This is a genomic window from Cellulosilyticum sp. ST5, assembly GCF_046529625.1.
Taxonomy (GTDB): domain Bacteria; phylum Bacillota; class Clostridia; order Lachnospirales; family Cellulosilyticaceae; genus Cellulosilyticum; species Cellulosilyticum lentocellum.
This window is the reverse complement of record NZ_CP132338.1, coordinates 3305164-3317403: the sequence shown is the minus strand read 5'-3', so window position 1 is coordinate 3317403 and position 12240 is coordinate 3305164. Positions and strand designations below refer to the sequence as shown.

Genomic DNA, 12240 nt, shown 5'->3' with positions numbered 1-12240 from the left:
ATTTTTCAAATTTCAATTGAGTGAAGGCTTTCAAATAGAATTATTATGAAAGGAAGCAAAGAGATGATTACAACTAAACGATTACAATTAGTACCAATAGAAATAAAATATGCTAAAGACCTATTAGCTCTGTGGAGTGACTATGAAGTTGTAAAATATACTTATAATCCTTGGTGTAAGACAATAGAGGATTGCGAGGCACGTATCGAGCATATCCAGAAGTTTATAGATCCACTACATATGAATAACTGGGTTATTCTTCATCATAATGAGTTGATAGGGGTAGCGGGGGTGCCTACTGTTAGTGATGAAAAAGGGGAGTATGGACTTTATTATCAGCTTTGTCAGAACCACTGGGGAAAAGGATTCGGATTTGAAGTAGCAAAGGCTTTGGTAGATGAGTTATTTGAGAATACGAAGGCTATAGTTATTTTGGCTGATGCTGTAACAGTTAATCCTGCTAGCATGAGAATCTTAGAAAAAGTGGGTATGAAACAAACCCATTTGGAAGAAAAGAGCTTTCAAAGAGAAGAATTAGTAGGAGACCTTATGCATTATCAACTTACTAGAGAAGAATGGGAAGAAAGCAAGTTGTATCAACTGTAAAACGCAACTAAAAAATATTTAATCAGTAAATTGATTTAAATTTAGAATATTTAATAAAATATCCTTGATAAAAATAATAACAAATGTTACTATTATAAAAATAGATACATTTGTTATTATTTTTGGAGGACGATATGGATAAACAAGTGAAACTTTCAGAAGCAGAGTGGTACATTATGAATGTATTATGGGAGAATCAAAAGTTAGAGAAGGATGCACTAGAGTTAAAGCAAATTACAAAAGAACTTAAGGAACAAACAGGTTGGAGTAGTGGTACAGTTCGTACCATGTTACTTAGGTTAATTGATAAGGGGGCTGTATCTGTAGACCAGACAACAGGTGTTTATAAATATAGTACACTGATTGATAAGGAAAGGTGTGTACAAGAGGAGGCAAGTTCTTTTTTAGAGAGAATCTACCAGGGGTCTATTAGTCAATTTGTAGCTTGTTTTGCAAAGGAAGGAAAGATTTCAAAGGAGGAAAGAGAGGAAATTCTACAACTAATTAATCAAATGAAGGAGGAAGAATAGATGGAAATAGCTATACTTAGCCAGTGGCTTGTAAGTGTGTTTGTGATGAGTACTGTAACGGCTGCAGTTATTATACTTGCCCGGATACTTATAGGGAAAAATCTTTCTCCGAAGTTAAAGTATTATTTATGGGGTATTTTTTTACTGCGATTAATAATGGTGCAGTTTCCTGAAAGCTCCTTAAGTATATTTAATTTATTGGGGAATGAGGCTTCTTCTATTTATTTGCAAGGTAAAGAAGAGAAAGCACTAGTAGAAGAGGGAATGCAGCTGACAACAATGACGGGGCAAATGAAAGACGAAATGGGTTCATCAACAAATAATCCAGTAACCCATGATCAAGGTCCATTATTTCCGGATAAAGATAATTCAAATAATAGTAAAGATAAATTAGCTGATGGTAAAGCTACATCAACCTATGATTTAGAAGCACTAAGTGATGTATTCTTTCATATAAGTGACCTTTCTAAGGCTTTTGAACAAGATGAAAACCAACTGGTAGCTGTAAATGCCCCCCAAGAAAGAAACTCAAAGATAGTTATAGTTATTTATGTACTAGGTTGTATTCTATGTTTTGCATACATGCTAATGGGCTACATAAGCTTTTGCTATAAGAGTAGGCGACTATTACCTATAAGTGATGAAAAGCTTCTAATGTTAGTAGAGCAAATTAAAAAGGATTTACATATTAAAAAGAAGATAGCCTTGGTATATGGAGAAAATACTTGTATAGCAGGCATTTTTAAACCAATTCTGATTCTTAAGGCAGGTTATAGTGAGGAAGAGTACCGTGCTATTTTAACCCATGAATTGATTCACTATCGTTATGGAGACCTTTTAGTGAATTGGTGTCTTGTTTTACTTCAAGGGTTGTATTGGTTTAATCCAGTAGTTTATTTTGTTTTCAAACAAATAAGGCAGGATCAAGAAATCTTGTGTGATGTAAGGGTCTTAGAAAAGACCAATATGAGCCGTGTAAGTTATTCGGAAGTTTTATTTAAAGAGGCAACTATGATGAGGGGATCCATAGGCGCTATAGCTTTCGCAAGAAAAGAAAGTACCACTAAAAAGAGGATCGAAGTCATTGCCAAAGGTAAAAAGTTGTCAAAAGTAGGAATTGTATTAGGAGTAGGATTAGTAGTCATTATAGGAGGGATATGCTTAACTAATCCTAATACCTTAGGTGCCAATAATCAAGATACGACAAATCAGGATGCAAAGAATGGGGCTATGAAGAATCAGGATTATAATAAGCAGCAAGCAATATCAGAAGGGGCGAAAGATGCTACAAATCAACAAGAAAATAGCGATGCTCCTATAGGAAATAGCAGTCAGATAGCAAGTAAGATAGAACAATATAGAGACCCAATTGATATAGAAAACATACAAGTTGCTTCTATTAAAAACAAAGAATTAGCGAACCTAATTACTAGTTTAATAGACACTACTCGTATAGAAGTATCTTACGATTATTTTAATAATTTTGAGGCAGATTACATACCAGCTACTATTACTGAAGAAAGACATATTCAGCTTATATTAGCTTTATTAGCAAGGAGTGACACGAGTATAATCAGTGAGAAGGATATGAGTGGTAACAGCGTTAAAAATCAGCCCATTGTATTTTATCAAAAGGACGAAAAGTTAGCAGAGCTTTATATCAATTATGATACCTTATATGAACAAGGGTGGATTCAATATGGCGAGTATAGCTTTCAACTAGATGAAATGTTATTTAGATTACTAGCTGCTACAGAAGAATATAGGCCAGAAGGAAGCAGGATACCAGAAGATGTCATAGAGTTATTTGGCAAATATGGATATACACCAGCTTTTCTAATGGGAAGTAGTGAAAGGCGACTACCTAAAACGTTAGAAGTAACTAGCGCTGATGATATAGAAAATCTTTATTTTGCTCTAAGTATAGAAATGTCTAAGGCTATTGGTTTAGATTATGGAGAGCAATTAGGAGATGTAGGGGTATTAGGTAAATCTATCACAGCAGAAATTTATTACTTAGTTGAGTCTTTACCGGAATCAGATAGGCCTATATCAGATGCGAGAGGTATTGTTATAAGGCATGAAGGAAAGATAGTAGGAGCGCATATGGATGCAGGTAGACATTCGGCTGCATTTTATACCTTATCTGGAAAAAGCTTTGATGAAGTTACAAGTCTAACACCAGTAGATTATTTAGCAGAAACAGTCATGGCTGATTTTGAAAGAGGTGGCTATTCATCAGATGAAGAGCTCATCGCTACTTATTTTAAAGCTTTAGAGGATGGTGATACAAAGACTTATTTCAAAACGGTTTCCACTAACACTTGGTTAGTTATTTTGTTTACTAACATGGATAACACTACTTTATTTAATGAAGGCACAGTAAGGCAGCTAATGAATACCTTTTATAAGAAGGTGGATATTTTAGACATAAAGCTTAGCAAGGAGAACGACAAGCTTTCTAGTAATCGAACAAAAATTTATACAGTTAATTATTATATAGAAACGAATGATTCAAGTATGCTTGAGGATGGTGAATACCCAAGAATGGTTACTTTAACCAATGAAAATGGCAAGTGGTTAGTTGCAGGAGAGGGATTTTAAAAATTGAAATTTGTCTTGGCGTTTATGAGAAGTACGTCTGAGAGAAAATGAGTGGGTATGGGTGCCTTACGTTGTTCCGGTTCACATTTTTAGAAGCACTAAGTTCACTTATTTAGATGAACGGCAGAACTCACTTCGTTCAAACAGCTGCCTAAAACCCATCTAAAATGTTCACTAAGTGCTTCTAAAAAATGCTCCCAAGTCACTACTCCAGGCACCCATACTCACTCATTTTCACAAACGTTGTTGACCTCATAAACATCCAAAACAGTGAAGCAGCGTGGAAAGAAGGCGTAACGACAGTTAAAAAACACTCAGAACCAGGGCAGACGCCCATAGTAATAATGTATCAAGCTTCCCATAAGTCTGTTTTGCCAAGAAGTAGCTCTGTAAGGACGCTAGGGAGCCTTACAAGCATTATTGATCTCTTAAGCGTTCAAACCCCTAAGTGAAAAGTGCAGAAAAAAGATAATAACAAGTTTTGTTTTTTCTTGAAAACACTTAATGGAGGCCACTTTACGCGTTATTGCTGGTAGAACTGAGAGAGGGTGGCTGCCTGATGGGGTGACTTCGGAGTATTTTTAGTAGGCACTTAGCAAACGTTTTGGATGGTACTTAGCCCACGTGTTTGAGCGTAGCGAGTTTGTGGGCGTTCATCCAAAAAAGTGAGCTTAGTGCCTACTGAAAATACGGAGCGGAACCACGGCAGGTAGCCACCCTCTCTCAGTTCCGTACAAATAGCCAGTGAAGTCACCGACAAATTTCAATTTAGAATAGTGCGGAAAGTGATAAATAAAGTATTTAGGAAGCAAAGACAGGAGATTATCAATGGAATTCATATTTAAAGACCATCACCATGAAGATGCATACAACCATCTGATAGAAGAAGCGGATCTTACAGAAATAGAGTTAAAACAACCTTCAGCTTTATTACGAAGGCAGTTAGCCTTTCTTTATCTCATTGCGCTTTTTCAAGATGACTATATTCATTATGAAGGAGAGGCATTTTATGTGGAGGCTTATGAGGAGCTTTCATTAGGAGGACCAACCTATTTATTGGAAGCTTGTATGGGAGAAGGAACTTATCCTCATGAACAAATACTTTACATAGCAAAAAAAATTTTACAAGGGGATGTTACCGATATACATACTTCTTTTGAGGAATATAGTTCTTTTATTAAATGTGCTATTCATTTAGTGGGATAGAGTAGATTTAATTTAATTTAATTTATTAATAAAATATAAATACTATTGTAAAAAGCTAACTGGTTAGATAAAATATACCTAACCGGTTAGCTTTTTGTGCTTTATTAGTACTCATTTGATTTATCAGAGGAAATACATCAATACATTACTTAAAGAGCACCAGGTAAACAAAAGAATCATAGTAAAAATAAGATGATTTAGTATTAATTTGATAAGCATAACACTAGGAAAAAGAAGGGGAAGAGATAATGAATGAGAAAGACAAACAAGGGTATATATTTGGGCAGCTTTTTATACTAGCTAACAGACTACAATACTTAGGGGATCAATTTGATGAACAGATTTCCTTAAAGCAATGGGGGCTTTTAGCAGCGCTTTCTAAATTTGAGGGGGGAAGTGCTTCTATTGGTCAAGCTGCTACTTTCCTGGGAAGCTCAGGACAAAATGTTAAGAAGATGGCTGTCATTTTAGAAAGAAAAGGTTTTATTACTATTCATACAGATGAAAAGGATAGTAGAAGTGTGAAATTGACTTTAACAGAAAAAGCTATAGAACATGCCAAAAGTAGAGAGGAAAGAGAAGGGTATTTCCTAGAAAAACTTTTTCAAGGGATGGATGAGAACTTACTTGAAGTCATGTGCGTAGGTTTAAAGCAGCTAGAGGATAATATAAAGCAGATGGAAGAAGACGAGATGAAATGAGGAAAAGGGGAATGAGAATAATGATGTATGTTATTGGTATACTGTTCATTTTAGTAGGAGCAATTTTAATCTTTTTTCAATTACCTATGTCAAAAACTAAAAGTGAATTTAATCAAAAGAAGCAAGAAGCAATTAATAGGCAACAACTCATAGAAGGAAGTTTTAGTGAAGAAGATATTAAAGACTTACCAGAGCCTCTTCAGCGCTACTTTCGTTATTGTGGTTTCATAGGGATGAAGAAACCTACTTATATGCAAGTTACTTATAAGGATGTAGACTTTATTCAAGGGGGTAAACCTCTCAAGATGGATTATATGCACTATAATTTTACTACGCAGCCAGAGAGAGTAGCATTTATTGATGCTTCAGTAATGGGGATTCCTTTTCAGGGATTAGACAATTATTTAGAAGGAGATGGTGGTATGAAAGGTGTTATTGCAAAAACAATTAATTTGTTTGATGTAAAAGGAGAAGGAATGAATGCAGCAGGGCTTGTAACTTGTCTAGCCGAAGGGCTTTTATTACCTAGTTTTATTTTACAGGACTATGTAACCTGGGAAAGTATTGATAATAACCATGTAAAAGCAACTTTAGACTATTATGGCCTAAAGGTAAGTGGTATTTTTACTTTTGATGAATCGGGGGCATTTATTTCTTTTTACACATCAGATAGAATGATGGCAGATGAAACAACCGGTACAACTCAATCTGTAGACTGGGAGTGCATTGCAGAAGACTATAAGGAAATTGATGGTATCAAGTATCCTACCCGTTTAAAAGCTGTTTGGCATGAGGAACAAGGTGACTTAGTGTACTTTGATTCTAATCAATTTAAAGTGACATATTATTAAAAGAAAGCCTGTTAATCAAGGAGTTCTTTTACGATATGAAAAAAGGAAAAAAGCACTGAAAAACATTAGTTGTTAAAAGACCTTATTGATAGGACTATATATTGATACCCCACAGATATTGCATTAAGAAGACGTATGATAAGAGTCTATAAAGACACTTCTGGTAATGAAATTATAATGGATATTAATAGGCGTAAGCAAAGAGCTTACGCCTATTTTAGTGATACAATCTAACAGAGAATAGTTTTTAGTGAAGGCTTTCCTACTCAATTAATGATAAGCATTAAGTAGGAGAAGATTCTTCTACAAAAGGAGAGTGAGGCGTTGCCTCTAGAGTAGGTGCTTTGGTAATGATTAAAGTGGAGCTATTTATTAAATCAAGATTTAATCCGAGTAAACTTAAAGTAGCTCTCATAGGTATATAAAGAGAGTTGTCTATTCGAATAGGTGTAGGCGTTATGGTTTGAGGTAAATCATCAAGCATGACATAGTTGCTGTTTTCTGTAAGAATGAGTCGATGCTCATAGGTGTTTAAGGTAAGGGTATTTTTTTGAAATTCAATAGAGCCACCAATATTTCCGATTAAATCTCTTACTTTTATGTAGGTTACACCGTCTCGTTTAATAACTTTATAGGGGGTGAGGGTGAGTTTCTCAGAGTTACTAATATGCATTTCAATTTCTTCATCTTTTTTACAACAAAATTCAATTTCCTCAAGGGCTAGATTATTTGTATAACAATAGGTAGCAAGTTCGGTGCCAACATATCTTACATGCCAAGGTTCATAGATATAGCCAGTAACATCTGTCTTGTCCTTGGGATATCTAATAATAAAACCGTATAAGTGAGCATTTTGGGCTAACCATTTACCTTCTTTTGTATTACCAAAAGATTGATAAAGGCTATTAAGATCCATAGCAAGTCCAGATTGATGTTCAGATTCACCAGCTTTAGCTGAACTTCGCTGATTCTTACCATAGGTTCTAACGGCATTATTATAAAGTGTTGTTTGTCTAGCATAGCTTCTATAACCACTAATAGCTACTAAACGAATATTATCAGCTTTAGCTGCCTCGAACATTTTTTCTAAAGCAGCGGCTGCAGTAGCTTCCATATAATTTTTTTCTATATTACCAGGTGTTTGAAATTTTACGTTAGGGATAACTAGATTGTTTGGTTTATAATCTGGTGATAAAGGATGATCCTTATTTATCAGTAAATGATAAGGGTTATTCAAACCGCATTTTTCTAACTGAGGAATTGTAGCACCATGAATATTAATGGTTCCAATTAATAAAATGAAACTAAGGATATAGGCTGATTTTTTCATATGTAGAGTCTCCTTTCTTAGTCGTTATGCCGTATATTTTTATTATACGACAAAATAACATATAAATCTAAGTTTATGTGATTATAAAAATATATTGATGTGTTTAAATACTATTTTTCTATTAAAGGATGAAAAAGGTAGAAGATTTTGATAAAATATGAATAGAGGTTAGCTTAGGCTAGAAAGGGGCAAAGGAATGAAAAGTTTTAAAGAAAGAATAGATCTATTTTGGCGGCTCTTTTTAGAAGAGGAGGCTAGCTTAAGAGAAAGCCTAGAAAATGAAGAAAATTTTCAAGGAGCAAGGCAGCACATAGAAGAGCTTATAGATAATACCTTTTCCACGCGTAATTGTGAGATAGGATTTAATAAAAGTACTAATAAGTGGGAGCTCATGTTAACTCCAGAAGGTGATAAAGCTAGACTATTTGCGCTAAGCTATTGGAAGGAAGAAGTACCAAGTCAGCTATTAGAACACTGGACTTTTTATGAGATGAGAAAGCCGATGGCAAATGCCGAAAATTTTAAACTTCATATGTATGATACCGTTTTAGAGGTAAGAGATGTTTTACTTTATCCCAGTTTAGAGGAGGGAAGGGTAAATCTTAGGGTATATTCAGAGAAGTTAAATGAGTTGGATGAAGCCGAAGCTTATTTAATGCTGTATATTTTTATGCAACAGTTTATTGGCGAAGCATATGATATGGCTTATATTGGTGAGGTAGAGATAGTACCTAATCTAGAGATAGAAGAAGCATTATTGTTAACGGAACTTAAAGCATATATTGAAGATATGATTGAAGAGGGTTATGTGCCTGTATATGGCGATCTTTGTGAGGTCTTTACAGAATATGAACTTCTACCTAGTAAGGAACGTAGATGTCCCTTGAGAGAAGATATTTACGAGGGAAAGAGCGCGCTTATGGCACTTGTACATGAATATTATACCAATAAAGTAGGTGTGCTAGATGAGGGGCAGCAGCTGGGGATTACTTATGGCTTTATATTTTTTAATACAGAAAATATGTCCAAGGAAAGTGCATTAAGTGTACGTAACCGATTAGAAGATCAGCTTATAAAGGTGAGTAGGGAAAAGCATTTTGTTCGATACATTGGAGGAGCTACTGGACTCTTTAATAGTTATATCGATTGTATTGTTTATGATATGATAGAATTTACAAGCTACATGGAGCAGCTTATAGAAAAGTATGGATTTGAGCATCTTAGTTTTAAGTTGTTTAGACCAGGGGGAAAAGAAATTACTTTCTAGAAAAAGACAGATAAAGAAAGTATAAGAACGGGGGAGGCAAACATGCAGTATTTAGATTTGCCAATAAAATATGAGGGTAGAGTTAGGCTATGTTTTGATGTTATTACTAAGTTAATACCTGGTAGTGAAATCTATTTATTTGGAAACTATGCTAAGGGCTATGTAGGAGCAGAAAGTATGATTAGCCTTCTAGTACTGATTGGTATAGAAAACTCTGTTAGGGAAATTCATAGACTGCGTTGGGAAGTAGAGGAGATGGTCTATCGTATTAACGATGAGGTTTTTCAAATCGAACTGATTATTTTACCAGCACCATTATATAAAAAATATATGTCTACTTCTTCTAAACTTAAGCAAATAGAGAGAGAAAAAATAGATTTAATGGGGATGAGTTGGCGTTGACAAATGGGCATATGCACAATATAATTTAAATGTGCATATGCCCATTTAATGTGGAGATAACTTACGAAAGAAGTGATGCTATGCCGAGAATAGCCAAATGTAGACGTGTATGTGCAGAACCAAAACATAAGTTTTTTAAATCAGATACATTATTAAATGAAGAGGTCATCTTATGTGTTGAAGAACTAGAAAGTATAAGACTTACAGACTTCGAAAATCTCGATCAAGATGTAGCGGCTGAGCGAATGTCTATTTCAAGAGGAACGTTCCAGCGTATTCTCTATAGTGCTAGGCACAAGGTGGCAGAAGCACTAGTGATGGGGAAGTCTATTGCCATTGATGGTGGAAACTATGAAGTTTCTAAGAAACTATGTGAGGCTAGCAAGAGGTGTAAACACTGTTGTTTTTCTAAAAAGCAAGAAGAATAAAAGTTAATCAATCAAACAGTGAATACCCCGTATAATAACTCAATCATTATAACGACTAAAATTTTAATAGCTAATAAAAATACAATAAATGAATCTACTATTTTAAGGAGATGTTAATATGAGTGAAGGATGTACAAGTGGTAGTTGTGGAAGTTGCAGTGAAAGCTGCTCTTCTAGAAAATCAGGACCAAAAAGCCTTTTAGAAAAGCCACATCAATTAAGTAGCATTAAAAAGGTAATCGGAGTTGTAAGTGGTAAAGGTGGTGTAGGGAAATCTAGTATAACAGCTAGATTAGCTATATCTATGAATCGTAAAGGTTATCATAGTGCGGTGTTAGATGCAGATATTACAGGACCATCTATTCCAAAACTCTTTGGTATTAATCAAAAAGCTTATGCAACGGAAGAGGGCTTATATCCAGTACCTACAAAAAATGGTATTGATATTATGTCTATTAATTTATTATTAGATAAGCCAACAGATCCAGTTGTATGGAGAGGACCTGTTATAGCAGGTGCTGTTAAACAATTTTGGCAGGAAGTCATCTGGCAAGATGTTGATTATATGTTTGTAGATATGCCACCAGGAACAGGTGATGTAGCCCTTACAGTATTTCAATCTATCCCACTAGATGGCATCATCATTGTTACTTCACCACAGGATTTAGTGTCTATGATCGTAAGTAAGGCTGTGAAGATGGCACAAATGCTGAATATACCTATTATTGGTGTGGTTGAAAACTATAGTTATTTCAAATGTCCAGATTGTGATAATAAGCACTTTATTTTTGGAGAAAGCAAAATAGGGCAAGTAGCAGCAGAGCAAGGAATAGAAGTACTAGCGCAGCTACCAATAGACCCAGCTTTTGCAACGCTTTGTGACAAAGGCCAAGTAGAAGAAGTAAAAGAAGACTTAGTAAGTAGTGTAGCAGAGCGTATTGTGACATTTTGTAATAAGTAAAGTGGCGTCATTAGTTCTATAATTAACCTAGCAAAAGTGATAAATGGGAAAAAGGATATAAAAACCTAAGGTTAAAGTTAAAAGTACTTATTTAATGATAAGTATTTATAATAAAGTTTTAGGAAGGGAGATCGTTATGAAAATTGCAGTACCAACAGAAAACAATCATATTTATGGACACTTTGGTAAAGCTAAACTTTTTACAGTATATGAAGTAACAGAAAATGCATCCATCCATCAAACAGCATTAAATACTGAAGCAAGCGGCCATGGTGCCTTAGTAGCAGCTTTAAAAGAAGAAAAAGTAGATACTCTTTTATGTGGTGGCATTGGAGGTCCAGCAAAATCAGGACTTGAAAAAGAAGGCATTAAGGTTATCTCAGGTTTAAGTGGAGAAGTAGAGCAGCTAGTTTTTGATTATCTTCAAGGTAAGCTTCCTGAAAGCGGCGGAGTGACCTGCAATCACCATCATGGGGAAGAACATGATTGTAACCATCATGATGATGGACATGACTGCCATTGTCATTAATTCAAATAACTATTGAATCATAAGAAAACAGCTTAAATAGGTAATGAATGCCTTATTTAAGCTGTTTTTTGTTGCAGTATAACTAGTTAAACAGAAATTTGCCTTGGACTTCACTGGCTATTTGGGCGGAAGGGAGAGAGGGTGGCTACCTGTCGTGGTTCCGCTTCGCATTTTCAGTAGGCACTAAGCTTACTTTTTTGGATGAACGCCCACAAACTCGGTTCCCTCAAACACGTGGGCTAAGTACCATCCAAAACGTTCGCTAAGTGCCTACTGAAAATACTTCGAAGTCACCCCGTCAGGCAGCCACCCTCTCTCCCTTCTACCAGCAATAACGCGTAAAACACCTTCCTTAAGTGTTTGCCAAAGAGAAAAAGGCTCCCTTACTAGAAATGCCAAAGAGAAATAATAATAATTTATGGATTTTTATTAGGGAGTCGGCTTCCTGACTACATATATATAAGTGTAAAAACAAAATAAATAACTTCCCTCGGCATAATTACCACAGCTTCAACCTGAGGAACTGACCGGGTCAGCCAAGTCTCAATCTATTGTTATAGGTACCTCTGGACTTAAGGAAGATGTTCACTGGTGCGCTGCAAGGAAGGCGCCACTTATAAGTTGTTTTAAATGTTTTTATAACTCGCATTACCAAATAAAGTTTTAAACCAGAGTCTTAAGGTCTTAGCTTCCTAGCATAGGGTGCGCCGGCCAAGACTTTTAGGAGCTCCTCACTCATTGGTTTAGCTTTCATAGCTAGTCTTAGTAGGCACTAAGCTATAACGCATACGTGCTGAGGAGCCATCTTGCACCTTGATTAGGGCC

The 12240-nt window shown here is 35.4% G+C and carries 12 protein-coding genes; 11 read left to right on the top strand and 1 reads right to left on the bottom strand.

Annotated elements, in window-relative coordinates:
• Positions 1–63 precede the first annotated feature (63 nt).
• From QTL86_RS16150 to QTL86_RS16125, 6 genes are all read left to right on the top strand, one after another.
• Positions 64–606, top strand: a complete 543-nt coding sequence (locus QTL86_RS16150) for a GNAT family N-acetyltransferase (protein WP_410495427.1) — start codon at positions 64–66, stop codon at positions 604–606.
• A 134-nt stretch (positions 607–740) separates the two neighbouring features.
• Positions 741–1136, top strand: a complete 396-nt coding sequence (locus tag QTL86_RS16145; protein WP_127065400.1) for a BlaI/MecI/CopY family transcriptional regulator — start codon at positions 741–743, stop codon at positions 1134–1136.
• Positions 1137–3740, top strand: a complete 2604-nt coding sequence (locus tag QTL86_RS16140; RefSeq protein WP_410495426.1) for a M56 family metallopeptidase — start codon at positions 1137–1139, stop codon at positions 3738–3740.
• 828 nt (positions 3741–4568) lie between these two features.
• Positions 4569–4946: a hypothetical protein gene (locus tag QTL86_RS16135; protein WP_410495425.1), complete on the top strand. Its 378-nt coding sequence runs from the start codon at positions 4569–4571 to the stop codon at positions 4944–4946.
• A gap of 248 nt (positions 4947–5194) precedes the next feature.
• On the top strand, positions 5195–5647 hold the full coding sequence (locus QTL86_RS16130) for a MarR family winged helix-turn-helix transcriptional regulator (protein WP_127065403.1): 453 nt from the start codon (positions 5195–5197) through the stop codon (positions 5645–5647).
• An 11-nt stretch (positions 5648–5658) separates the two neighbouring features.
• Positions 5659–6498 carry a DUF6544 family protein gene (locus QTL86_RS16125; RefSeq protein WP_410495424.1) on the top strand — a complete coding sequence of 280 codons (840 nt, stop codon included), beginning with the start codon at positions 5659–5661 and terminating at the stop codon, positions 6496–6498.
• A 283-nt stretch (positions 6499–6781) separates the two neighbouring features.
• Here the strand turns inward: QTL86_RS16125 and QTL86_RS16120 are convergent, their stop codons facing one another.
• Positions 6782–7828: a D-alanyl-D-alanine carboxypeptidase family protein gene (locus tag QTL86_RS16120; RefSeq protein WP_410495423.1), complete on the bottom strand. Its 1047-nt coding sequence runs from the start codon at positions 7826–7828 to the stop codon at positions 6782–6784.
• Between the two features lie 196 nt (positions 7829–8024).
• On the opposite strand from QTL86_RS16120, the gene QTL86_RS16115 reads away from it, so the two are divergent.
• The 5 genes from QTL86_RS16115 (at position 8025) to QTL86_RS16095 (ending at position 11415) form a co-directional block, all read left to right on the top strand.
• Positions 8025–9095: a hypothetical protein gene (locus QTL86_RS16115; RefSeq protein ID WP_410495422.1), complete on the top strand. Its 1071-nt coding sequence runs from the start codon at positions 8025–8027 to the stop codon at positions 9093–9095.
• Positions 9096–9137: 42 nt separating this feature from the next.
• Positions 9138–9497, top strand: a complete 360-nt coding sequence (locus QTL86_RS16110; RefSeq protein ID WP_013655370.1) for a hypothetical protein — start codon at positions 9138–9140, stop codon at positions 9495–9497.
• Between the two features lie 29 nt (positions 9498–9526).
• The gene (locus QTL86_RS16105; protein WP_013655371.1) at positions 9527–9925 is read left to right on the top strand and encodes a DUF134 domain-containing protein; all 399 of its coding nucleotides are present in this window, start codon (positions 9527–9529) and stop codon (positions 9923–9925) included.
• A 118-nt stretch (positions 9926–10043) separates the two neighbouring features.
• Complete coding sequence (locus QTL86_RS16100; protein ID WP_410495421.1) at positions 10044–10886, top strand: P-loop NTPase; 843 nt, start codon at positions 10044–10046, stop codon at positions 10884–10886.
• 136 nt (positions 10887–11022) lie between these two features.
• The gene (locus tag QTL86_RS16095) at positions 11023–11415 is read left to right on the top strand and encodes a NifB/NifX family molybdenum-iron cluster-binding protein (protein ID WP_410495420.1); all 393 of its coding nucleotides are present in this window, start codon (positions 11023–11025) and stop codon (positions 11413–11415) included.
• The last annotated feature ends 825 nt before the right edge of the window (positions 11416–12240 follow it).

Coding starts and splice junctions, on each gene's coding strand:
- QTL86_RS16105 (WP_013655371.1), top strand. CDS start 9,527: ATGTGCATATGCCCATTTAATGTGGAGATAACTTACGAAAGAAGTGAT.
- QTL86_RS16135 (WP_410495425.1), top strand. CDS start 4,569: ATGGAATTCATATTTAAAGACCATCACCATGAAGATGCATACAACCAT.
- QTL86_RS16115 (WP_410495422.1), top strand. CDS start 8,025: ATGAAAAGTTTTAAAGAAAGAATAGATCTATTTTGGCGGCTCTTTTTA.
- QTL86_RS16125 (WP_410495424.1), top strand. CDS start 5,659: ATGAGAATAATGATGTATGTTATTGGTATACTGTTCATTTTAGTAGGA.
- QTL86_RS16100 (WP_410495421.1), top strand. CDS start 10,044: ATGAGTGAAGGATGTACAAGTGGTAGTTGTGGAAGTTGCAGTGAAAGC.
- QTL86_RS16110 (WP_013655370.1), top strand. CDS start 9,138: ATGCAGTATTTAGATTTGCCAATAAAATATGAGGGTAGAGTTAGGCTA.
- QTL86_RS16145 (WP_127065400.1), top strand. CDS start 741: ATGGATAAACAAGTGAAACTTTCAGAAGCAGAGTGGTACATTATGAAT.
- QTL86_RS16120 (WP_410495423.1), bottom strand. CDS start 7,828: ATGAAAAAATCAGCCTATATCCTTAGTTTCATTTTATTAATTGGAACC.
- QTL86_RS16130 (WP_127065403.1), top strand. CDS start 5,195: ATGAATGAGAAAGACAAACAAGGGTATATATTTGGGCAGCTTTTTATA.
- QTL86_RS16140 (WP_410495426.1), top strand. CDS start 1,137: ATGGAAATAGCTATACTTAGCCAGTGGCTTGTAAGTGTGTTTGTGATG.
- QTL86_RS16150 (WP_410495427.1), top strand. CDS start 64: ATGATTACAACTAAACGATTACAATTAGTACCAATAGAAATAAAATAT.
- QTL86_RS16095 (WP_410495420.1), top strand. CDS start 11,023: ATGAAAATTGCAGTACCAACAGAAAACAATCATATTTATGGACACTTT.